Raw genomic sequence first — 22,374 nt, 5'->3', positions numbered from 1 at the left:
TTTAGAGAGTGACACATGTCTGCATGGTTTAACCAATTTTACGCTGCAATTGCACAAAGCCCACTTAGCCACTGGCTAGAAACCTTGCCCGCGCAATTAAAGCATTGGCAACAAGAGGCTAGCCATGGCGATTTGCCTCAATGGCAAAAAGTACTAAAAAACTTACCTGAGGTATCAACAAACCACGTTGATATTGTCAGCAAAGTAGCAATAGGCGCGCCTGGCGAAATGACTGAAGGCGAGCAAAAACAAACCACGCATTTATTAAAACGGATGATGCCTTGGCGTAAAGGCCCATTTAATGTGCACGGTATCGACATTAATACAGAATGGCGCAGTGACTGGAAATGGGATCGACTCCTACCGCATATTGAGCCATTAAAAGGCCGTACTGTATTAGATATTGGTTGTGGCTCGGGTTATCACCTATGGCGTATGCGCGGTGAAGGTGCTCAGTTTGTGGTAGGTATTGATCCATCTGACTTATTTTTATGCCAATTTCAGGCTATTAAACACTTTAACCCTGATGAAAACGTGCATTTATTACCATTAGGTGTTGAAGCCCTACCAGAACTTAAAGCATTTGATACGGTATTTTCGATGGGAGTACTTTATCACCGTCGCTCACCTATCGACTTTTTAGCGCAATTAAAAGCACAGCTTCGCCCAGGCGGTGAGCTGGTGCTTGAAACCTTAGTTATTGAAGGCGATGAAAACACCGTACTGGTTCCGACCGACCGCTACGCGAAAATGCGTAATGTATGGTTTATTCCAAGCACTGCTGCATTAAAACTGTGGATGGAACGTGTTGGCTTTAAAGATGTGCAAATTAAAGATTGCGCTATTACAACGCTCGACGAGCAGCGTAAAACTGACTGGATGGAAAACGAATCTTTAGTTGACTTTTTAGACCCTACTGACACCAGTAAAACCATTGAAGGCTACTCTGCTCCACTTAGAGCGATACTTACAGCAAAAGCCTAATTTGTAGTATTAATTTTTATTTCCATGTTAAAAAGCGCCATTGGGCGCTTTTTTTTGTTTACTAATGCAACAATTAGCGGACAAGTGTCCTTGTCTTTAAAATCAAATCTAGATTTCAACTAGCCGCGCCCCTGCAATTGTTGTAAAATACGCGCGTTTCTAAGTAAGCATCAAAACAACTATTTTGAGGAAAACCTGTGAGCGAACAAAAACAGTCTCTAAGCTATAAAGACGCGGGCGTAGATATCGACGCTGGTAATGCACTTGTTGAGCGTATTAAAGGTGTAGTTAAAAAAACTCGTCGTCCTGAAGTGATGGGCGGAATTGGTGGTTTTGGCGCACTTTGCGAAATTCCTGAAGGTTATAAGCAACCTGTACTTGTAGCAGGCACTGACGGTGTTGGCACTAAGTTACGTTTAGCAATTGACCTTAAAAAGCACGATACCGTAGGTATCGACTTAGTTGCGATGTGTGTAAATGATTTAATAGTACAAGGCGCTGAACCCCTGTTTTTTCTAGATTACTATGCAACGGGTAAACTAGATGTAGACACAGCAGCCGACGTAGTAACCGGTATTGGTAAAGGTTGTGAAATTTCAGGTTGTGCCCTAATTGGTGGCGAAACAGCTGAAATGCCAGGTATGTATGATGGTGAAGACTACGACATGGCAGGCTTTTGTACCGGTGTGGTAGAAAAATCAAAAATTATTGATGGCACTAAAGTAGCTGCAGGCGATCAGCTAATTGCGCTTGCTTCTAGCGGCCCTCACTCAAACGGTTTCTCACTAATTCGTAAAGTATTAGAAGTCTCTAACGCTGATACTAACCAAGTGATTGATGGCAAAACCTTAGGTGAGCACCTTTTAGAACCAACACGCATTTACGTTAAGCCATTACTTGAGTTGTTTAAGCAAGTAGATGTGCATGCGCTTTCGCATATTACTGGTGGCGGTTTTTGGGAAAATATCCCTCGTGTATTACCTGAATCTGCTAAAGCGGTTGTTAAAGGTGATAGCTGGCAGTGGCCTACTGTATTTAGTTGGTTGCAAGAAAATGGCAATATTACCACTCACGAAATGTACCGCACATTCAACTGTGGCGTAGGTATGGTGTTAGTTGTACCTGCAGATCAACTTGATAACAGCATTAACATTTTAAAAGATCTTGGCGAAAACGCATGGCACCTTGGTGAAATTCAAGATGCGGTTGCGGGCGAAGAGCAAGTTGAAATTGTAGGTGGTGCTGCGTAATGGCACCCACTCGTCTAGTAGTTTTAATCTCAGGCAGTGGCTCAAATTTACAAGCCATTATTGATGCCTGTGAAAGCGGCGAGATAAACGCTCATATTGCGGCTGTTATTAGTAATAAAGCAGACGCATATGGGTTAGAGCGTGCAAAAAGTGTAGGCATTGCTACGCAAGTACTGAGTCATAAAGAGTTTGACTCACGCGAAGCTTACGATGCCCAGTTAATGCATATAATTGACTCTTTTGAACCAAATCTAGTTGTATTAGCTGGGTTTATGCGTATTCTAACTCCTAGCTTAGTGCAAAAATATGTTGGAAAAATGTTGAACATTCATCCATCTTTGTTGCCTAAGTACCAGGGGCTGAATACCCACCAAAGAGCAATTGATGCAAAAGACGACGTTCACGGCGTTAGTGTTCACTTTGTAACTGAAGAATTAGATGGCGGACCCGTTATTCTTCAAGCTAAAGTGCCTGTATTAGCAAACGATACAGCAGACACGCTCGCTAAACGTGTGCATGCGCAAGAGCACATAATTTATCCTTTGGTGGTCAAGTGGTTCAGTGAACAACGACTTACGATGGAAGCAGATTATGCAGTTCTTGACGAAAAACAACTTCCTGCACACGGCGCGCACTACCCAAAATAAAAAATTAAGTGCTTGGCTACTATGTGCGGGCACTTTATTACTTCCTACCAGCCTGATTGCAGGCGAGTTAACCCAGTACCAAGCTAGTTATGATATTTTGCGCAAAGGCACTAATCATGGCAAAGCCGAGCGTGAACTAAAAAAACTCGATAATAATAACTACCAAGTCACTTACCACAGCGATATTGAATGGATGATTTTCTCTGACTCACGTCAGGAGTCATCAACCTTTAGCTTTATAAATGATAACGTAGAGCCAATTCAGTACGCTATGATCCGCACAGGCACTGGGCCTGACAAAAAGTATGAAATTAACTTTGACCGTCAAACCAAAACGGTTACCAGTAACACCAGCGATTACCCGTTAAAATGCCAATGGCATGATAACTTCCAAGATGGTATTTCTTATCAAGTACAAGTTCGTGAAGGTCTTAAAAAAGGCAAAACCAACTTCTCGTTTCCGTTGGTTGATAAAAAAGGTAATTGCCGTGACTACGACTTTGAAGTGGTAGAAACCGAAATGATTTCTCTGCCTATAGGTAATGTAGAAGCAGTGAAAGTTAAACGCTTATACGATAACGATAAACGCCAAGCTTTAGCCTGGTTTGCCCCAGAAATGGATTACATGCTAGTGCGCATGTGGAAGGGTGAAAAAGGTGTGGAGCAGTTTGAAGTGCAAATGAAATCGTTTACCGTGATCAACCCACCTGCTTTACCTGCAGAAGTGAAAAACGAAATAACACCAGAGTAAATTGCTTACAAGGTGCAAATGAAAGGCCCAAGTGTGACAAACATAACTTGGGTTTTTCATTTTTAACACTTATACACTTTATCAATTTGAAACTTTGAGTCGGGTTTCGTTTCACTCTAGCTACCCAAGCTACATTAATTCACCCATTTTAAATAACACAAACTCTCCTGGCTGCATTTTTTGCCAGCGCTCATCATTAGTTAATGGCCTTGTTGCTATAACCGTTACTACATCGTTTGGTGTGGTTTCTTGTTGAAAGTCGATCACCATGTCAGCATCAATCAATGTAGCTTTACCAAATGGCGCACGGCGCGTTATATAATGTAAGTTATTAGTACAATACGCTAAAACAAATACACCATCGGTCAATAACATATTAAATACGCCCTTTTCACGCAGTGTATGTGAAAGCTTGGCGGCATATCTAAAAACCGACGCCATATTACTTGGGCGCTTTGGGTATTTTTCGCGAATTTTGTCAAGTAACCAACAAAAAGCGAGTTCACTGTCGGTGTTTCCCACAGGGCGATAATACTCTGGTTTTAAATCGTGATAATTTGAAAGCTGCCCATTGTGTGCATAGGTTATTTCGCGCCCCCACAACTCTCGGGTAAACGGATGAGTGTTTTCAAGACACACCCGACCACGATTCCCTTGGCGAATATGACTAATAACCGATACACTTTTAATTGGGTACGCTTTTACCAGCTTTGCTATTTCTGACTGGTAACTTGGCTCTGGATCTTTAAAGGTTCTGCACCCTTTACCTTCATAAAAAGTAATGCCCCAGCCGTCTTTATGCGGGCCAGTATTTCCACCACGCTCCAACAACCCTGAAAAGCTAAAACAAATATCCGTTGGCACATTGGCTGACATGCCAAGTAATTCACACATAAAATAAATAAACCTTAAATTCAATAAATTAAAACTAAATAAACAATTAAATCTGGCACGCGGTCACAGTTTTGGTTTCACTTTGGATTTTTGTGTGCATATAATTTATTTTTATTTCTTTAATGACGTTATTGTTAAACAGCTGAAGAGCGTTAGCAAGTGGATACAAATTTATATTGATAATTATATTAAGGCTATTGACTCGAATATTTCTTAGCTAATGTTTTTCTATTATTATCTGTTTATAACTTTCCGTATCTATTTTCACAAATCCACCAATAGGAAAACATATATGGGGTGTTGTATGTCCAAAGTTTAAATTATAAAGCACGGGGATTGACGCTAGCTCTCGCTTAGATTTTATAATTTTTTTAAGTAAGACCTCAGATACTTCTGACTTTAATTGAAATTTCCCAATGACTATTCCTTTAACTTTATCGAAATGTTTTTGATGAATTAATGATTGAAGATCTCTGTCAAAGTTTGAAGGGGATGTTAACTCATCATCTTCAATAAATAATACAGAATTTGTTAAATCAGGCATAAATTCAGTTCCTTGAAGTAAATTTAAAGTGCAAAGGTTCCCTCCAACTATTTTTCCTTCTGCTTTGCCATGGTTTAAAACTTTTATACCATTGTCTTTATAAAAGTTTCTTTTTTCCTGATCTATAAACCATAAGTCATCACTCCACTGTGCTGGATTTATAACTTCATAAGGAGCACTTGAGAATAAACACTTTTTAATATAATTTATTGAAAAGTCAATCCCCTTGAGCATTCCCAGAGTTGAGTATGCAGGCCCAGAGTAAGTTACTAGTCCAGTTTTATGAAATATTGCATTTGATAAAGCTGTAGTATCAGAATAACCACAAATAATTTTTGGATTTCTTTTAACAATCGTATAGTCAATATACTTTAGTAATTGATTTACATTATCGCCCCCGATAACAGTAAAGATAGCTTTTACTTTTTTATCTAAGAATGCTTCATGTAAATCTTCAATTCTTTCTTCTATGGATGAAGACGAGAAATCATCTATTAATTCACAGTTTTTTGAAAATGATAATTTGAGGCCAAGCTCTTCAAATCTTTTATTTGCTATTTCTCGAGTCTCTTTGTCAATAATTGATAAACTTCTTGAAGGCGCAATTATCCTAACCTCATCATTCATTTTTAATTTATTAGGTATTATCAATTTACCTCCTACCAAATACTACTAATTAATCATTCAATATTATCTAATATACTATGTATCATTTCTCGACTCTTAGCTCCTTCACAGCTTAAGCACAACACTTTGATTGTTTATAACACACAAAAACGGCGGTAAATGGTGTCGTGAACGATATCAATTAATATCGTTCTATTTTTAATAAGCGTACACTGAACATCATAAGTATATTTACTTAATTAAACTTATATTACTATTAGATTAAGTGATTTTTTAACGCTTATATTTTTTATAACAAGCCAAAATAAACGATTACTGTCAAACTGTTCGTATAACATACAACGGATTGTAATAATCGTACCGATAACTACACTTTAATCTAAGTAATGTACTTGAAACTTAGCGTTACTAGCGCTACTCTAAACGAGGTGGTCTGACCTCTATTAAGGAATTAGCAATGACACTCATATTTACACTTGGTTTAATCGCACTGCTCAGCATTGCGCTTTACCACAGAGCGAGTTGGAACACAGCACTTGGTGTTTCTACCGCAACATTATTAATTGGTACCTTTGCTGGTGCTTTTGGTTTAATTAGCTGGGTGATCTTTTTAATCATCGCAGTGCCTCTTTCTGTTACTGGTATTCGCCAGCAATACATTATCAAACCTATTTTCACCATCTTTAAAAAAGTAACACCGAGCATGTCTGACACCGAAAAGTCAGCTATTGATGCCGGTACTACGTGGTGGGAAGCGGATTTATTTTGTGGTAATCCAGATTGGAAAAAGCTTCACCAGTATCCAGTTCCAAAACTTACTATTGAAGAGCAGGCATTTATCGACGGCCCTGTTGAAGTTGTATGTAGTATGCTTGATGATTGGGAAGCTACGCATGAGCTGACTGATTTACCTCAGGATGTATGGCAATATCTAAAAGATAACAAGTTCTTTGCCATGATCATTAAAAAGGAATACGGCGGCTTAGAATTCTCTGCATTTGCACAATCGTGTGTACTGCAAAAACTAACCAGTAAATCAACATTGCTTTCGTCAATTGTTGGTGTACCTAACTCGTTAGGTCCAGGTGAGCTATTACAGCACTATGGTACTGAAGACCAAAAAAATCATTACTTACCGCGTTTAGCAAGCGGTCAAGAAATTCCATGTTTTGCACTTACCTCGCCAGAGGCGGGTTCTGATGCAAGCTCAATTCCAGACTACGGTGTAGTCTGTAAAGGGCAATGGAATGGCGAAGAAGTAGTTGGTGTAAGCCTTACATGGAACAAACGTTACATAACACTTGCGCCTGTAGCTACGGTACTTGGTCTAGCATTTAAGTTACAAGATCCAGATGGATTATTAAGCGACGTTAAAGAGCCAGGTATTACCTGTGCACTTATCCCAACAGATACCCCTGGGGTAGAAATTGGTCGTCGTCACTTCCCGCTTAATGTGCCGTTCCAAAACGGCCCTACTCGCGGTAAAGATATTTTCGTCCCACTTGATTACATTATTGGCGGCCCAGAAATGGCTGGTCAAGGCTGGCGTATGCTAGTTGAATGTTTATCGGTTGGTCGTGCTATTACGTTGCCGTCAAATTCAGCCGGTGGCATTAAAATGATTGCAGTAGCAACCGGTGCTTATAGCCGTATTCGTCGTCAATTCCGCTTACCTATTGGTAAAATGGAAGGGGTTGAAGAATCAATGGCTAAACTTGCTGGTTATGCTTACAGCTCAGACGCTGCAGTAAGCATGTCTACTGGCGCAGTTGATTTAGGCGAAAAGCCATCAGTTGTGTCGGCGATTATTAAGTACCACCTTACCGAGCAAATGCGCGATTCAACCATTCATGCAATGGACGTGCTAGGCGGTAAAGGGATCATGCTTGGGCCAAATAACTATTTGGGTCGTGGCTATCAAGGTGCACCAATTGCCATTACCGTTGAAGGTGCAAACATCTTGACCCGTAATATGATTATTTATGGTCAAGGTGCAATTCGTTGTCATCCATTTGTACTTACCGAGCTAGGTGCGTGTGAAATTGAAGACCGCGAAGAAGCGCTTAACGTATTTGACAAAGCGCTAATGGGTCACATTGGCTTTACCATGTCTAACTTAGTACGTACTAAGTGGCTTGCGCTTACTGGCGCTCGCTTTACTAGCGTGCCATACAAAGACGAAACGGCAGAGTTTTACCGTATTGCGTCTCGCTTTAGTGCATCACTTGCACTTATGTCAGACATTAGCATGGCGGTATTTGGTGGTTCTCTTAAACGTAAAGAACGTATTTCAGCCCGTTTAGGCGACTTATTAAGTTACCTTTACTTAGTATCTGCAACGCTAAAACGTTACAACGACGAAGGCCGTAAAAAAGAAGATTTTGCATTGGTTCAATGGAGCTGTCAGGATCACCTTTACCACTGCCAGCGTGCACTTGCTGATTTAATCAATAATATGCCGTCGGCTCCACTACGTGGTGTTTTAAAAGTATTGTTATTCCCGTTTGGTCGTCCGGTTCGTAAACCTACCGACAAACTTGAGCACAAACTAGCGCAGTTGTTACAAGTTCCTAGCGAAACACGTAATCGTTTAGCAAGCTATGTATACCTTACAAACGAACCGCTTAACCTTGTAGGCCGTCAAGAGCAAACGCTTAAAGACGTTCTAGAAGTAGAGCCATTGTTTGAGCGTGTATGTAAGGAGAAAGGCGTAAAGCTGCCATTCTTCCAGCTTGATAAAGTGGCGCAAATGGGTTTAGAAGCGGGTATTTTAAGCCAAGCAGAAGCCGATAAGCTTGCTGCAGTTGAAAAAGATCGTCTAGACGTGATTAACGTTGATGACTTTGACCCTGCAGATTTACTTGCCGGCAAAGCAGCGCGTAATAGCAAAGCTAAAGCTAAAAAGGCAGATGCAGCTTAACTAATTTAGTAAAGCTAGCATTAACCCTGCTAAAATTAGCCAAACCAGCGCATAATGCGCTGGTTTTTTTTGCGCAAAGTAAACCTGTATTACACACCACATATTACCAATAAAAAATAATGCAATATGAATGTGACCAAAAATAACGCTATAACTTATCGTTGCTACTAAAAACAGCAATAGGCTAGGTAAAAACTGGCTAATATAAAAGGCAAGTTCTCGCTGGCATGTTTTAAAAAACAATCGATACTGCTCGTGAACTTTACCGCAATCAAATTGCAAAGAGCTACTAAAGAGCACAATAAAAGCCATGGTCAACACTACGAGTATAGGTACCAAATCAGCACGTTCGTTTATTAGTGCCGCTGATGCCATAAATATACATAAAAGTAGCGACACGCGCCAAACAAGTACCCAGCTATGGTTTAGTAAATAACAAAACCAAAAACCAAATATTGAACTTACTGCAATTCGCCCGTTAACATTAACCACGGGAACAAAAAGACTCAGCGTAAACAGTAAAGCAAAGCCTATATGATAGGTGAGCGGTTGCATATAAATAGGAACACACACTAATATCGTGCTAAATATAAAGCCATATATCAGTGCGCTGGGTTTGTATATGCACAAAACGCCCAAGCTAAATTGCAACAACATAAATACAACAAAGTGCGGTACTTTAACCCATTGTGATAGCGTTAAATCTAGCGCAATTAATACACTGGCTATTAACCAAGCATTGCTTAGCGTTAATAATTTAATATCAACTAAATATAACCACACTGATCGCGCAATAGTTTGCTGGAATAGCCGCTGCTGACTATTTTTAATTGCTGACTTCATTGCGCTGAACATCACACTTTGTAATAACAAATAAAATAAGGCCATTTGTGCACCGTATTGTGGTGCTGCGCTACTGTCTATAATTTTTCCGAGACCTAAAAAAAGTAGCAATATCAAACCCAACATCGATGAGCCTAACACCACTAAAAATAACAACCCAAAACTTTTCAGTTGTAATAATAATTGCTTAAGCTCTTGGTTATAAGCTAAATACCGGTAACCCATAAACACTCTATATTGAGCTAATGGGTGTTTACTTGGTGCAATATTCATAACGATATGCGCTCAAAGCCATGTTCAACAAACACAGTAGGTTCGTGACAAGTAATAATAATTTGCCCGTTTAGTTTATCTGCTAAGTAAGTGTCAAGTAAGGAAAGAAGATATTGGATGCTTGCCTGATCAAGGGCTGCGCTCGGCTCATCAAGTAATAGATAAGGTGCCTTGCGCATTAATGCTAAAATTAACTGGCACTTTTTTTGATTGCCTGAGGATAATGCATCAAAACGCGTATTAAGAAATTCGCCAAAATTAAAACCACTAACCATTGCATTAGGCCATGGGCAACCGAGTGTACTAACAGATAAATGTATAATTTGATTGGCAGTTAAAAAATCTGGTAAAGCAATACGATCAGTAGCAATAGCGACCTGTTTATCTAGTTCTTTAAGTGTTTCCCCTGCAAATAAAAATGTGCCACTTTGCGGCTTTTCAAGCCCCGCTAGCATCATAAGTAACGTGGTTTTGCCTTGGCCGTTAGGTGTATCAATACACACTTTTTGGCTGCTAAACACCTTATTGTAATCATGGTATACAACGTTGGCGGCAAACTGCTTATTTAAGCCAATCACTTCAATCATAAAATATCCTTTTTAGATCAGCTTTATATTATAAATAAACTTTTATAATAAACAAAACCCACCCCAACAGCTTTAAAAAACAATAACGATAAAGTAGCGTCATTTTCTAATAGCGACAAACCTTTTATAGCAAGTTGAAACAGCATCAGAAGCTCTGAAACCGTTTGTATCATCAACAGCGATTCACCCTAATAGTTCACTATAAAGATAAGCTTTTTACATCTGCGGCGTTATGACTTAGCCTAAGGACAATAAGAACTGTTTTAAAAGATAATTTGAATTTTGATAACACGTAAAGCTTTGAACTAAACTAAAAATTAAACTAGGTTTTTTTTAACTCAAGCCTATCAAGGCTGACTTGTTAATTGTGACTGATAGCTGATAGCTGATAGCTGATAGCTGATAGCTGATAGAAAATATATTAGCTGTTATTAATTAGGGAAGTATTTTTTAACTTGTTATTGAGGAAATAACAAGTGGCGGAGTGGACGGGACTCGAACCCGCGACCCCCGGCGTGACAGGCCGGTATTCTAACCAACTGAACTACCACTCCGCAGTGGTATGTGCATGGGGTAATGCACTTACTAATTTTGTTACGATATCAAATGGCGGAGTGGACGGGACTCGAACCCGCGACCCCCGGCGTGACAGGCCGGTATTCTAACCAACTGAACTACCACTCCGCAGAGATATCTTTTTACTTGTCATTACTTAATTTGTTGGCGGAGTGGACGGGACTCGAACCCGCGACCCCCGGCGTGACAGGCCGGTATTCTAACCAACTGAACTACCACTCCAGCATACAAATTTTGTAATATAACAGTGTTTAAATAGTTGGCGGAGTGGACGGGACTCGAACCCGCGACCCCCGGCGTGACAGGCCGGTATTCTAACCAACTGAACTACCACTCCAGCGCGTATTTAAACCTGTCTCTTATACACATCTGACGCTGCCGACGATAAGGCTGTGTATAAGAGACAGGTATTCTAACCAACTGAACTACCACTCCAGCGCGTATTTAAACTGTTATTTTTTCTTATTGGCGGAGTGGACGGGACTCGAACCCGCGACCCCCGGCGTGACAGGCCGGTATTCTAACCAACTGAACTACCACTCCATAATAAGAATATGTTTTACAACCATATGTTGTGTAAGTGTTGGCGGAGTGGACGGGACTCGAACCCGCGACCCCCGGCGTGACAGGCCGGTATTCTAACCAACTGAACTACCACTCCAGCGCATACTTACAAATTGTCGAAAATTGGCGGAGTGGACGGGACTCGAACCCGCGACCCCCGGCGTGACAGGCCGGTATTCTAACCAACTGAACTACCACTCCGCATTTTCGTTTCTGTCTGAGTCTCCCCTGACAGCGGCGTGAATAATACGAACCAGCCCCTGCTTCGTCAAGGGCTTTTTTGTTTTTTTACAGGTTTTTTAGTCATCTGACATCGAAAGGTTTAAAATTCCACCTGATTTATCATTTTTTGAGCTACTTTCTGGTTCATCTGATTTTTGCTGTTCAGCTTTTTTTGACTCAACAGCTTTCTTTTTATTTAAAAAAGCTAAATTCAATTTAAGTTTTAATGGTTTGTTCTGCACAAAAACACGAATACATAACCAACCTATAAATAAAATGGCCAAATTTCCACCAACAATTAAACTAATCATTAATCCCGTGGCCATTACTTTTGGTTTTACAACTGGCACAGGAATAATTTCTGGTTCGCTAACACTGGCAACTGGAATTTCTGGAATCACTTCAATCGGTCTTTCTATTTCAAATAAATAGGTTGGCAATGTAGCCATAAACTCTCGGTCATTGATTGTTGAGCCAAAAACAGAGATTTCAATATTGTAGCGTCCCCAACCATAATCTTGTAAAGCCAGCTCTCTTGCTGTGGTGCTGTTGCTATCTAAGTAAAATACCTGCTCTTCGCCATTGGGGTAATAAATTTTACCTTGCATGATCACCGTTTCAGGTTTTAAAAGCTTATCATCAATATTGATGGTAATACGGTGATCTTCCCCCTCCTCAGTTGCTTCAATGGAGGTGAAGCTAAAAGGCGGCTCATGCACAACAATAGGTTCTTGAACCACCCGCCTCTCTAATACATCAGTGGTAATATAAAGCTCAGGGCGCCACTCGCCAGGTGTGAAATTTAAGGTAAACTCACCGGTAAAGACACCGTCTTTAGCGCTTTCATCGAACCCGTAGCCATCATCTTTGAATTCAGTTACTTGCTGTATGCCTGCACCAAAGTTTTCAAAGTTTTCATTATTGGTGCTCACAAAGCTTACATTAAGCGATACCGCATCTTTAAATAGGTTGGCGCGAATCGGCTCGCCATCATTTAAAATCTCACCAGTTACCTTTACAGTTTCACCCTGAAACAGAATTTTAGGCAGTGGGTCTACTTTTAGCGATAACTCACCAATAACAACAATGCGGCTTTCTGGCATTATTTGGCCAATAACTTGCCACGGCCCAGGCATGGGATTGCGAATAACCACTAAGTCATAATTTAATTCATCGTACCAATCAAGACTAGTGTTTCTCACCGCATTGGTTGCAAAGTATTTAGTACCATCGGGTCTTACTAAAATTACGGCAGGCGATCCTGGGCGTCTAAAAAATATTAATTTTATTTCATCAATTTTGTCATCAACACGAAAACGGTTATCCAGTAACGGGATTTCATTTTGTTTACCGCTGCCTTTTAACTCTTCAACTTGCTTTACACTGTGTGCATCGGGGTGGAAACACACGGCAATTAAAAGCAGTGAAACTACTAATAGCGTTTTCATAATAATGCCCTATTCAGCGCGCCATAAACAATGGCCGCCCTCCTTTTGTACAATGTCTAAACGCGTTTGATGTGCGCTTTGCTCTGCATCGTTAGCTGCTATAACTACCAAAGGTGCTCTGTCGCTACTTAGGCGTCTAATACCGCCTTTTTGATCTTCACTTGAGTCATCTTTGTTTTGATTTAGGTTTAGCTTTACTTGCCCCCCGGTCATTGCCAGGTAAACATCGGCTAAAATTTCAGAATCCAGTAAGGCGCCGTGTAACGTCCGCTTAGTGTTATCAACATCGTAGCGGCGACAAAGTGCATCTAGGTTGTTCTTTTGCCCTGGATGCAAGTCACGCGCCATTTTAAGGGTATCAAGCACACCACAAAAACTATGGGTGTTTTGATAGCCTTGATTTAATAACGCAAATTCATTATCCATATGGCCAATATCGAACGGCGCATTATGAATGACTAACTCAGCCCCTTTAATATAGTCAAAAAACTCTTGGGCAATATCACGATAAAGCGGTTTATCGCGTAAAAATTCATTAGTAATACCGTGAACATCGATTGCTTCTTCTTCAATGCTGCGCTGCGGATTAATGTAAACGTGAAAATTATTGCCGGTTAACCGGCGATTCATAAGCTCCACACAGCCGATCTCGATGATACGGTGCCCTTGTTTAGGGTCGATGCCGGTGGTTTCTGTATCTAAAACTATTTGTCTGCGTGCCATATCGAATTAAGCCTGACTCTGGTATCTTTCTATAATCACTTTATTGTACATAATATCAAGGTAAAACAGTGCAAAAAACCGTAGAGATTTACACCGATGGTTCGTGTTTAGGTAATCCAGGCCCCGGTGGTTATGGTATTTTTATGATTTATGAAGCCCATGAAAAAAAATTAAGCCAAGGTTATAAGCTTACAACCAACAACCGTATGGAAATGCTGGCAGCCATTGTGGCGCTAGAATCTCTTAATCGTGCCTGCCCTGTAACCCTGACTACCGATAGCCAATATGTTAAGCAGGGTATTGAGTCTTGGATCACCAATTGGAAAAAACGCGGTTGGCAAACCTCTGCTAAAAAACCGGTTAAAAATGTCGATTTATGGAAACGTCTCGACAAAGCCTGTGCCGAGCACAACGTTACCTGGAAATGGGTAAAAGGCCACAGTGGCCACAAATATAACGAAATTGTTGACGACCTTGCTCGTGATGCAGCCAGCAGCAACAATTTACTCGATGATGAAGGTTACCAACCGTAACCCTCTACATCATGCTATTTTTTATTTTGTTGATAATGCTGTTTTGAGGTTTGCCTAAGCCCTACCCCTTTTATTGGGGCAAATTGTGGGCGAGCATGCCACTTAGGTTTTATTGGCGTAAGTGGCGCAACACGCTTTCGTGCCACCAGCATATACACACTCCCCATAGGTTTTAAATATTGCTTGGTAAAGCTGCGCCAAAATGCGAACCGCGATAAGCGATTACCGCGTGCCAACGACGAATAAATAAAGCGCTCATCGGCCACAATTTCAAATCCAAGTAAATTTAGCCAATCTTTAACCCGTGCTGGTGTGAAAAATCGGCCTGTCCACGGTAATTTTTGACGGCTAAACGGCAGTAACTGCGCTAACCCACAAAAGCTAAACGGATTAAAACCCGTAATGGCGATATAACCGCCTGGAATAAGGGTTCGATGAGCCTCACGTAAAATATGATGTGGATCTGAGTGATATTCTAAACAATGGCTCATAATGCAAGCATCTATAGAGTGCTCATAAAAAGGCAGTTCGTCTATATCGGCAACCACCCCCGTGTATGGGCCAGGCTCTGCAACGCATACTTGATGCTTAATGGAGCTTTTGCTTGTATCTAGCTCAGCACTTAAATTACCTAATTTAAGCATATGATAGCCAAACATACGCGGTAACCACGGCGACAATTTGCGTTCTATATCACAACGTAAATAATCACCATGCGGAAACTGCTGCCAGGACAACGGTTTGGGACCTTCTTGAAAACTAAGGGCTGGTTTCATTATATAAGCTCGTTATAATATTAATTAAATACCACTTTATAGAGCAACGATACATGGTGCAAGTCAAAGCAATTAAAGCCTTTTCTGATAACTACATTTGGTGCTTAACCACCGAGCAGAATAACCAAGCGTGGGTGGTTGATCCTGGGCAATCAGCGCCAGTTTTAGAGCATTTAGCACAGCATAACTTAACCCTTGGCGGTATTTTAATTACCCATCATCATTATGATCATACCGATGGCGTAGCTCAATTAGTAAAGCAGTACCCTAACATCACAGTTTACGGCCCAAGTAATAGCCCATTTGAGGGAATAACAACGCCTTTAAATGAAGGTGATACAATTAGCGTTTTAAACATTCCATTTGAAATTATAGCCACCCCTGGGCACACCCTAGACCATATTTGTTATATTAATGATGCACTGGCCTTTACTGGCGACACCCTATTTAGTGGTGGTTGTGGGCGCTTATTTGAAGGCAGCCCAGAGCAAATGTGGCATTCATTTAATAAGTTGCGAGCATTGCCAAGTGATTGCAAAGTATATTGCACCCACGAATACACCCAAGCAAACTTGGCCTTTGCAAAAGCGGTTGAGCCACGAAACCCCGAATTACTCGCTTACAGCCAGAAAGTAGATGAATTGCGAAAAAATGATGAAATAAGCTTGCCAAGCACCATAGGCCAAGAGCTTAAAGTTAACCCTTTTATGCGTAGTAATTTGCCCGATATTACAAAGTCATTACCAAAAGAGTATTGTTTAGTTACAAAAAACAATGAACCTTGGGAAAACTTTGCTAGTCTGAGGATGTTCAAAGATAATTTTTAAGCCAGTAACAAAAATAATTAACTGTTCATTTTAAATAACAATAAGTTAACACTTTCTAATTATATTTGTTTGGATTTTTAACGATGACAAGTGGCAATGTTGGCTCATAATGAGTAGTATTCGCCGAGTTTTTTACCCTATGTATTGGTATTTATGAATAAATCTCCTCTTTTATTGGTTTTAGCGATGACGCTAAGCGGTTGTCAAACATTGACAACATTAGACACAGATTCACAAAATCAAGTTCAAAACCAACTTGAAGGCGCCAGCCCAAATGATATTAGCACTGCATTAATGATTAATGCGCAATATCAACAAGTAAATGATATTGAAGAAGAAGCCCCTGTGTTTGACGATGTTTGGGAGCGTATTCGTTACCAATTATCTATTGATATTCCACAAAATCGCCCAGTGGTCGCTGAGCGTAATTATTATGCACGTCATCAGGCATACCTAGATCGCATTTCTAAACGTGCTGAGCCGTATTTACATTTTATTGTTGAAGAAATTGAAAAGCGTGAAATGCCCATCGAAATTGCACTTTTACCCATTGTAGAAAGTGCGTTCGACCCTTATGGCTATTCGCACCGTACTGCATCGGGTATTTGGCAGTTTATGCCCGCAACCGGCGAGCGTTTCGATTTAAAACAAAACTGGTGGTATGACGGTCGTCGCGATATTGTGCAGTCTACTCGCGCTGCACTTGATTATCTCTCATACTTACACAAAACCCTTGAAGGTGATTGGCTGAACGCAATTGCCGCCTATAACTCAGGTGAAGGCCGCTTGCTGCGTGCGATAAAAAAGAATCGTAAAAAGCATTTGCCTACCGACTTTTGGTCACTAGATTTACCTCGTGAAACCACCGCCTACGTGCCTAAATTATTAGCTTTAGCTGATTTATTAAAACGTGCAGATGAGTTTAAAGTGTCGTGGAAGCCAATAATTAACGCACAAGTAGTCGAAGTGGTTAATATTGAGTCACAAATAGATTTAGCACTGGCTGCGGATATGGCCGATATGACCCTTACCGAACTATATCGATTAAATCCAGGGTTTAACCGCTGGGCAACCGATCCTGATGGCCCACACTTTTTATTACTTCCTACCGATAAAGTAGAGCAATTCACTGAAAAGCTTACCGCTACAGCGATTAAAAACCGTCTTCGTTGGCAGCAATATAAGGTTAAACGTGGCGATAGCTTGTCGGTGATTGCAGATAAATTTACCACTAGTATCAGCGCAATTAAGTCATTAAATAAGCTTAACTCAAACGTAATTCGTGTGGGTCAACAAATTTTAGTACCACTCACTGATGGTAAAATTAACAGTGAACATTTACCTCAGCAAGTACGTGCGGCCGCTAATAAAAGTTTACGCACTAAACTTTCTCATACGGTAAAAAGTGGCGATACCCTATGGGATATTAGCCGCGAATACGATGTAACGATGAGTGAATTAGCTAAGTGGAATAAGCTGAAAAAAAATGCAGTACTGCGTTTAAATCAAAAATTGGTAGTTTATAAGTCAGCTAGCCAGCCTAAAGAGTCGACGAGTAATACTAATCGTACTATTACCTACAAAGTGCGCCGAGGCGATTCTTTAGCGCGTATAGCGTCTAAGTTTAATTTAACGGTAAGCGATATTATTAAATGGAATAACCTTGCCGGACAAAAATATTTGCAGCCAGGACAAAAGCTTAAATTAAAAGTAGATGTAAGAAGTAGCTGATCCCTACTGTAATAAACTGTTAAATAAAAAAGAGCGCATGCGCTCTTTTTTTGTGCCTGCTATAAACCTTAGCTTACAATGCTTAAAGGCTTTGCTGTTTGCCATGCACCACGAGTAAAGTCGGGAATATCAATTGAACGGCTACGCTCACTCACAGACTGGGCTGATAATGGTGAAATAACCGACCACGCTGCGCCATCGTAAACGTCCTGATCCAGCGGTTCGCCATTTCTTAGGCAATAAATCATTCGCCAAAACATTAAAAAGTCCATGCCCCCGTGGCCGCCATTGCGCTGTGCTTCTTCACCCATTTTAATCCATAGGGGATGGTCGTACTGCTCATACCATGCGCTCATATCATAATCCCACTCATGAAAGCTTGTTGATCCGCCATTTTCAAGCGCAATACGATTAGGGAAACCGGCAAACACCCCATTCGTCCCTTGGATTAAATTATGTCGAGAGTATGGCCGAGGGGTTGTTGTATCGTGCTGTACCATAATACTGCGCCCCTTGAGAGTTTTAATCAGTGTCGTGTTCATATCACCGGCAATATAATTAAGCTGATTTCGGGAATGATCCGCTGCAAATTCACGTTGTGCATAGGCACTTCTACCCAGCGAAGGTGAGCTCATTGAGGTTAAAAAATCAAACCTATCGCCACGGTTTATATTCATATATTGCGATACAGGGCCTAATCCATGGGTCGGGTATAAGTTACCATCACGTTTTGCATGCCATTGCGTTCGCCATGAGCCTGTTTTGTGCTCAAGCTCTTTCATTTGCCAACGAAGCTCATGAATATAGGCCGCTTCGCCATGTAACAGCTCCCCAAATACACCTTGGCGCACCATGTTTAATACCATTAACTCGTCGCGACCGTAATTCACATTTTCCATCATCATGCAATTTTTTTGAGTACGTTCGGCGGTATCTACAATCTGCCACATTTCGTCAACAGTCAGTGCCAAGGGCACTTCAACAAAAGCATGTTTTGCGCTGTTCATAGTATCGATAGCCATAGGTGCATGCCATGCCCAAGGAGTAGAAATAATGACTATATCTATGTCTTGTCGTTCAAGCATTTGTTGATAGGCCCGCTCAGTGCCAGTATATAACGCCGGCTTAGCTATCCCTTTATCAACTAAATAATTGGCAGCTCGCTCTAGCACCTCAGTGTGCGTGTCACAAATAGCGACTATTTGCGCACCTTCAATATGGCTCATGCGCTTTACATGTCCATAACCGCGCTGACCCACACCAATAAAGCCCACTCTAACCACATCCATTTTAGGCGCGACTAAACCAATAACGCTGCGCCCTTGCTGTTTTGGTGCGCTTGCATTAGCACTTCCACTTGATGCACAACCACTCACTACACCTGCAGCTGCGGCAACACTGGCTGCTTTTAAAAAGTCTCGACGATTAAATTGCTTCATTGCTTTATCCCTTTTGTTATTGTTTTAACTTACCTAAAGGCGATGAACGGGTAAATAGGTGAAGAGGTAAGCGACATAAAAATAAGGTTAAAAGAGATAAAAATTCGCATTTAACGGTTACTTGGGGTTATAGTCGAAAAAATTATTATTTTAAGTAGTTATGTCTTATATAAAAATCACTGCACTTTTTTTAGCTAGTGCACTAACGGGTTGCTCTGAGCCTACAACGCCAGCTTCATCTCTTGAAAACAGCTCAGGCGTTAGTTTAAACAATCTTAAGCAGCATATTAAAACCTTAGCATCAGATGACTTTGAAGGACGCGGCCCACTTACCTTAGGTGAAGTTAAAACCGTTGGTTATTTAAGTGAGCAATACCAAGCTATGGGGTTGTCTGGCGCGTATCAAGGGAAATATTTACAGCCAGTTAAAATGGCCATGCTAACTGCAGATCAAAAAATGCAATTAACTATGGGAGAGCTTAGCTTTACTGCAGGTAAAGACTTCACCGCCCGTACAAAGCAGTTACAGCCGATTATTGATGTACGCAATAGCGATATTGTGTTTGTTGGCTATGGGATTAACGCGCCAGAATATAACTGGAATGACTATGCCAATGTTGATGTAACCGATAAAACCGTTATTGTGCTGGTGAACGATCCGGGCTTTGCCACCCAAGACGATACACTATTTACAGGCAATGCCATGACCTACTATGGCCGCTGGACTTATAAATATGAAGAAGCCGCGCGCCAAGGTGCAAAAGCGGTATTTATTGTTCATGAAACAGCCCCAGCCGCATACCCTTGGGGCGTGGTTGAAAGCTCAAACACGGGCACCAAGTATAGCTTGATGGACAACAACCTTAATGCATCTGAACTGCCAGTTATGGGCTGGTTAACACTTAATGCGGCTGAACAAGTATTCGCATCGGCAAACTTAAATTATCAACAATTAAAGCAACACGCATTAAGTAAGCAATTTCAAGCCAAGGAATTGAACTTAAAGGCGAACCTTGCATTTAAAAATGAAGTGTCACACGCTAAATCACATAATGTGGTTGCACAAATTACAGGCAGTGAAACCCCTGACGAATACGTTATTATTAGTGCCCATTGGGACCATTTTGGTACTAAACAAACCGACAGTGGACCTAAAATTTATAATGGCGCAGTCGATAATGCTTCAGGCACTGCAGCAACGCTTGAAATTGCTCGCATTATGAGCAAGATGCATCAGCAAAAGCCGTTTAAGCGCTCAATCCTGTTTGCTAACTTTACCGCCGAAGAAACAGGTCTAATCGGCTCAGAAGAATTTGCCAATGGGAATATGATTGCCACTAAAAAAATGGTCGGATTATTAAATATCGATGGTATGAACGTGCTCGATGAAACCGATTATATTTTGCAATACGGTAGCAACTTATCCGAAATGGAGCATTACTTAGCAAGCGCGGCTAAAGCACAAGGACGCGTGGTAAAAATGGATCCTCGCCCACAAAATGGATTGTTTTTTAGATCAGATCATTTCTCACTCGCTAAACAAGGCGTGCCAAGTTTACTGTTTATGAGCTTAGGTGATACCGACCCTGACTACATCAGTCATAAATACCATAAAGAAGCCGACGACTATTCAGATACATGGTCACTAGCTGGTGCAAAACAAGATATCGAGCTGGTTATAGATATAGCCAGTCAACTTGCCAATAATGGCGACTGGCCTAAGTGGATAAATGAATCTGATTTTAAAACCAAACGTTTAGAAGATAAGTAAATAAAAAAGCAGCCGAGAAATTATTCGGCTGCTTTTATCTGTATCGTTAAAGATTGTGCGTGTTTGTTACTGAACTTTGGCAAATTCTTGCTTAGATAATTCGCCATTCCCGTCAATATCTAAGTCATCAAATAATTTAGCTAGTTGCGAATTAGTTTGTGCTTCAGGCTGGCTAATAACGCCGTCGCCATCAGTATCGAAAGAATCAAAGTCAACCGCAGCAAAAGCGGCAGAAGACGAAGCAAGTGCAATTAAAGCAAGCGTTTTAGTAAATGTTTTCATAATAAATCCTTAGCTTAATAAAAAAGTGGGTAAGAAATCCTTTTCAAAGATCCTTAGGGAATTAGAAAGTTAGTATGCTGAAAATTCGTCTTTAGAAAGTTCACCATTGCCATCACCATCCAGCTCTGCAAACTGCTCCATAAGTTCGGCCGCAACCGAGGCTTCAGCTTGGCTAATTGCGCCACTACCATCTACATCAAGAGTCTCAAAGTCTGTGCTGGCAAATACTGCTGATGAAGAAGCAAGTGCCATAAGTACAAGAGTTGACTGTAATTTTTTCATAATATTAATCCTTCAAAGTATGCAATGTTTGGGTATAAATTAATTAACTCAACGCTACAACCGTACATCCTAGTTATTCTCTTTCATAGGCTCCCTTGCCTATTTAGGTTGTCTTTGGCAACTCAGAATATGTAATAGCGTTGAGCATTGGCCTTTTAAGCCTTAGAAAATTCTGCTTTAGAAAGCTCGCCGTTTTTATCCGTATCAAGCTCAGTAAACTTACTCATAAGTGAAGCGTCTACTGATGCTTCAGCTTGGCTTATTGCGCCATTACCATCCACATCCATTGTGTCAAAATCTGTTGCAGCAAACGCCACAGATGAAGAAGCAAGTGCCATTAATACCAGTGTTGATTTAAATGTTGTCATAACGTAATTCCTTCATTGGGTTGTAAGGTTAAGCGTTAAGCTTAATCACTTTTTGCTAAATACAGCTTAGGTATTACAACTTCGATGCCATGTTTAATTTTTTATTTATAAACAATAAGTTAAAAATAAAAATGTGATTTTTACTTAAAAATGCCCAACATTTTGTTGCTCTTTTGCAACAGCTACTTTTAACTAAAAAAATACCCATTAAAATTCAACAACTTAAATCATCTAAAAAAGACACATCTATCTCTAATTAAACTCAAAACAACAAGACTGAGCCGCTATAGGAATAAATCGCCACTGAACAAATTAACAACGCGAAATTAAACAGGTTAAATTAAATAGATAACAAATTGAAAATAAACAACTTAAATTGATTTGTAGAAAAATATAAATTATTTTTTTTAACCGGGAGAGAAAAAGCAGGATTTGTCGCCGTATGGCGAATAAATACTAAAAGTAAGGAATGAGTCTCGTGCGGGATACTAATTTGATATCACTCATACCCA

The 22,374-nt window shown here is 40.5% G+C and carries 20 protein-coding genes and 7 tRNA genes; 9 read left to right on the top strand and 18 right to left on the bottom strand.

The features are described from left to right. Nucleotides 1-15: 15 nt before the first annotated feature. From cmoB to FLM47_RS05490, 4 genes are all read left to right on the top strand, one after another. On the top strand, nucleotides 16-984 hold the full coding sequence (gene cmoB / locus FLM47_RS05505; RefSeq protein ID WP_178955623.1) for a tRNA 5-methoxyuridine(34)/uridine 5-oxyacetic acid(34) synthase CmoB: 969 nt from the start codon (nucleotides 16-18) through the stop codon (nucleotides 982-984). Nucleotides 985-1,181: 197 nt separating this feature from the next. Beyond that, on the top strand, nucleotides 1,182-2,234 hold the full coding sequence (purM, locus tag FLM47_RS05500) for a phosphoribosylformylglycinamidine cyclo-ligase (RefSeq protein WP_055011761.1): 1,053 nt from the start codon (nucleotides 1,182-1,184) through the stop codon (nucleotides 2,232-2,234). Then, a complete protein-coding gene (purN, locus tag FLM47_RS05495) occupies nucleotides 2,234-2,881 on the top strand; it encodes a phosphoribosylglycinamide formyltransferase (RefSeq protein WP_054202175.1) in 648 nt (215 codons plus the stop codon). Before purM ends, purN begins: the two co-directional genes overlap by 1 nt. Next, nucleotides 2,835-3,632: a DUF3108 domain-containing protein gene (locus FLM47_RS05490; protein WP_232735522.1), complete on the top strand. Its 798-nt coding sequence runs from the start codon at nucleotides 2,835-2,837 to the stop codon at nucleotides 3,630-3,632. The genes purN and FLM47_RS05490 overlap by 47 nt, the downstream gene beginning before the upstream one ends. A gap of 129 nt (nucleotides 3,633-3,761) precedes the next feature. Here FLM47_RS05490 and FLM47_RS05485 read toward each other — a convergent pair whose 3' ends face one another. After that, the gene (locus FLM47_RS05485) at nucleotides 3,762-4,526 is read right to left on the bottom strand and encodes a class II glutamine amidotransferase (protein ID WP_178955621.1); all 765 of its coding nucleotides are present in this window, start codon (nucleotides 4,524-4,526) and stop codon (nucleotides 3,762-3,764) included. Between the two features lie 217 nt (nucleotides 4,527-4,743). After that, complete coding sequence (locus FLM47_RS05480; protein WP_232735458.1) at nucleotides 4,744-5,721, bottom strand: S66 peptidase family protein; 978 nt, start codon at nucleotides 5,719-5,721, stop codon at nucleotides 4,744-4,746. A 433-nt stretch (nucleotides 5,722-6,154) separates the two neighbouring features. On the opposite strand from FLM47_RS05480, the gene fadE reads away from it, so the two are divergent. Continuing rightward, on the top strand, nucleotides 6,155-8,617 hold the full coding sequence (gene fadE / locus FLM47_RS05475; RefSeq protein WP_178955619.1) for an acyl-CoA dehydrogenase FadE: 2,463 nt from the start codon (nucleotides 6,155-6,157) through the stop codon (nucleotides 8,615-8,617). On the opposite strand, the gene FLM47_RS05470 is transcribed toward fadE, so the two are convergent. The 11 genes from FLM47_RS05470 to dnaQ all read right to left on the bottom strand — a co-directional run bounded on the left by FLM47_RS05470 (nucleotide 8,618) and on the right by dnaQ (nucleotide 13,853). Next, nucleotides 8,618-9,733, bottom strand: a complete 1,116-nt coding sequence (locus tag FLM47_RS05470) for a DUF6136 family protein (protein ID WP_178955617.1) — start codon at nucleotides 9,731-9,733, stop codon at nucleotides 8,618-8,620. Next, nucleotides 9,730-10,320: an ATP-binding cassette domain-containing protein gene (locus FLM47_RS05465; RefSeq protein ID WP_178955615.1), complete on the bottom strand. Its 591-nt coding sequence runs from the start codon at nucleotides 10,318-10,320 to the stop codon at nucleotides 9,730-9,732. Before FLM47_RS05465 ends, FLM47_RS05470 begins: the two co-directional genes overlap by 4 nt. A gap of 477 nt (nucleotides 10,321-10,797) precedes the next feature. Then, nucleotides 10,798-10,874 (bottom strand) — tRNA-Asp (locus FLM47_RS05460). A 53-nt stretch (nucleotides 10,875-10,927) separates the two neighbouring features. Next, nucleotides 10,928-11,004: transfer RNA gene (locus FLM47_RS05455), tRNA-Asp, on the bottom strand. Between the two features lie 37 nt (nucleotides 11,005-11,041). After that, nucleotides 11,042-11,118, bottom strand: a tRNA-Asp gene (locus FLM47_RS05450). A 38-nt stretch (nucleotides 11,119-11,156) separates the two neighbouring features. Continuing rightward, a tRNA-Asp gene (locus FLM47_RS05445) sits at nucleotides 11,157-11,233 on the bottom strand. A 129-nt stretch (nucleotides 11,234-11,362) separates the two neighbouring features. Next, nucleotides 11,363-11,439 (bottom strand) — tRNA-Asp (locus FLM47_RS05440). Nucleotides 11,440-11,480: 41 nt separating this feature from the next. Beyond that, a tRNA-Asp gene (locus FLM47_RS05435) sits at nucleotides 11,481-11,557 on the bottom strand. Between the two features lie 27 nt (nucleotides 11,558-11,584). Beyond that, nucleotides 11,585-11,661: transfer RNA gene (locus FLM47_RS05430), tRNA-Asp, on the bottom strand. Nucleotides 11,662-11,759: 98 nt separating this feature from the next. Then, nucleotides 11,760-13,130 (bottom strand): TIGR03503 family protein, encoded by a 1,371-nt coding sequence (locus FLM47_RS05425; RefSeq protein ID WP_178955613.1) that lies wholly within the window; start codon nucleotides 13,128-13,130, stop codon nucleotides 11,760-11,762. A 9-nt stretch (nucleotides 13,131-13,139) separates the two neighbouring features. Then, nucleotides 13,140-13,853 carry a DNA polymerase III subunit epsilon gene (gene dnaQ, locus FLM47_RS05420; protein ID WP_010391424.1) on the bottom strand — a complete coding sequence of 238 codons (714 nt, stop codon included), beginning with the start codon at nucleotides 13,851-13,853 and terminating at the stop codon, nucleotides 13,140-13,142. A gap of 68 nt (nucleotides 13,854-13,921) precedes the next feature. On the opposite strand from dnaQ, the gene rnhA reads away from it, so the two are divergent. Further along, complete coding sequence (rnhA, locus tag FLM47_RS05415) at nucleotides 13,922-14,386, top strand: ribonuclease HI (protein ID WP_138606194.1); 465 nt, start codon at nucleotides 13,922-13,924, stop codon at nucleotides 14,384-14,386. A gap of 14 nt (nucleotides 14,387-14,400) precedes the next feature. On the opposite strand, the gene FLM47_RS05410 is transcribed toward rnhA, so the two are convergent. Next, nucleotides 14,401-15,162, bottom strand: a complete 762-nt coding sequence (locus FLM47_RS05410) for a class I SAM-dependent methyltransferase (protein ID WP_138606196.1) — start codon at nucleotides 15,160-15,162, stop codon at nucleotides 14,401-14,403. A 53-nt stretch (nucleotides 15,163-15,215) separates the two neighbouring features. Here FLM47_RS05410 and gloB point away from each other — a divergent pair, with 53 nt between their 5' ends. Both gloB and FLM47_RS05400 read left to right on the top strand, forming a co-directional pair. Next, entirely contained in the window at nucleotides 15,216-15,989 is a 774-nt protein-coding gene (gene gloB, locus FLM47_RS05405; RefSeq protein ID WP_178955611.1) for a hydroxyacylglutathione hydrolase, read from the top strand. A gap of 153 nt (nucleotides 15,990-16,142) precedes the next feature. After that, complete coding sequence (locus FLM47_RS05400; RefSeq protein WP_178955609.1) at nucleotides 16,143-17,720, top strand: LysM peptidoglycan-binding domain-containing protein; 1,578 nt, start codon at nucleotides 16,143-16,145, stop codon at nucleotides 17,718-17,720. A gap of 68 nt (nucleotides 17,721-17,788) precedes the next feature. On the opposite strand, the gene FLM47_RS05395 is transcribed toward FLM47_RS05400, so the two are convergent. Further along, the gene (locus tag FLM47_RS05395) at nucleotides 17,789-19,159 is read right to left on the bottom strand and encodes a Gfo/Idh/MocA family protein (protein WP_178955607.1); all 1,371 of its coding nucleotides are present in this window, start codon (nucleotides 19,157-19,159) and stop codon (nucleotides 17,789-17,791) included. 160 nt (nucleotides 19,160-19,319) lie between these two features. Here FLM47_RS05395 and FLM47_RS05390 point away from each other — a divergent pair, with 160 nt between their 5' ends. Next, the gene (locus FLM47_RS05390) at nucleotides 19,320-20,930 is read left to right on the top strand and encodes a M28 family metallopeptidase (RefSeq protein WP_178955606.1); all 1,611 of its coding nucleotides are present in this window, start codon (nucleotides 19,320-19,322) and stop codon (nucleotides 20,928-20,930) included. A 66-nt stretch (nucleotides 20,931-20,996) separates the two neighbouring features. On the opposite strand, the gene FLM47_RS05385 is transcribed toward FLM47_RS05390, so the two are convergent. The 3 genes from FLM47_RS05385 to FLM47_RS05375 all read right to left on the bottom strand — a co-directional run bounded on the left by FLM47_RS05385 (nucleotide 20,997) and on the right by FLM47_RS05375 (nucleotide 21,862). Continuing rightward, nucleotides 20,997-21,212 (bottom strand): EF-hand domain-containing protein, encoded by a 216-nt coding sequence (locus FLM47_RS05385; protein WP_178955604.1) that lies wholly within the window; start codon nucleotides 21,210-21,212, stop codon nucleotides 20,997-20,999. Nucleotides 21,213-21,281: 69 nt separating this feature from the next. Continuing rightward, complete coding sequence (locus FLM47_RS05380) at nucleotides 21,282-21,494, bottom strand: calmodulin (RefSeq protein WP_178955602.1); 213 nt, start codon at nucleotides 21,492-21,494, stop codon at nucleotides 21,282-21,284. A 155-nt stretch (nucleotides 21,495-21,649) separates the two neighbouring features. Further along, entirely contained in the window at nucleotides 21,650-21,862 is a 213-nt protein-coding gene (locus FLM47_RS05375) for a calmodulin (protein WP_178955600.1), read from the bottom strand. Between the last annotated feature and the right edge of the window lie 512 nt (nucleotides 21,863-22,374).

The sequence above is a fragment of the Pseudoalteromonas sp. Scap06 genome, assembly GCF_013394165.1.
Lineage (GTDB): Bacteria > Pseudomonadota > Gammaproteobacteria > Enterobacterales > Alteromonadaceae > Pseudoalteromonas.
This window is presented reverse-complemented; position numbering and strand designations above follow the sequence as displayed.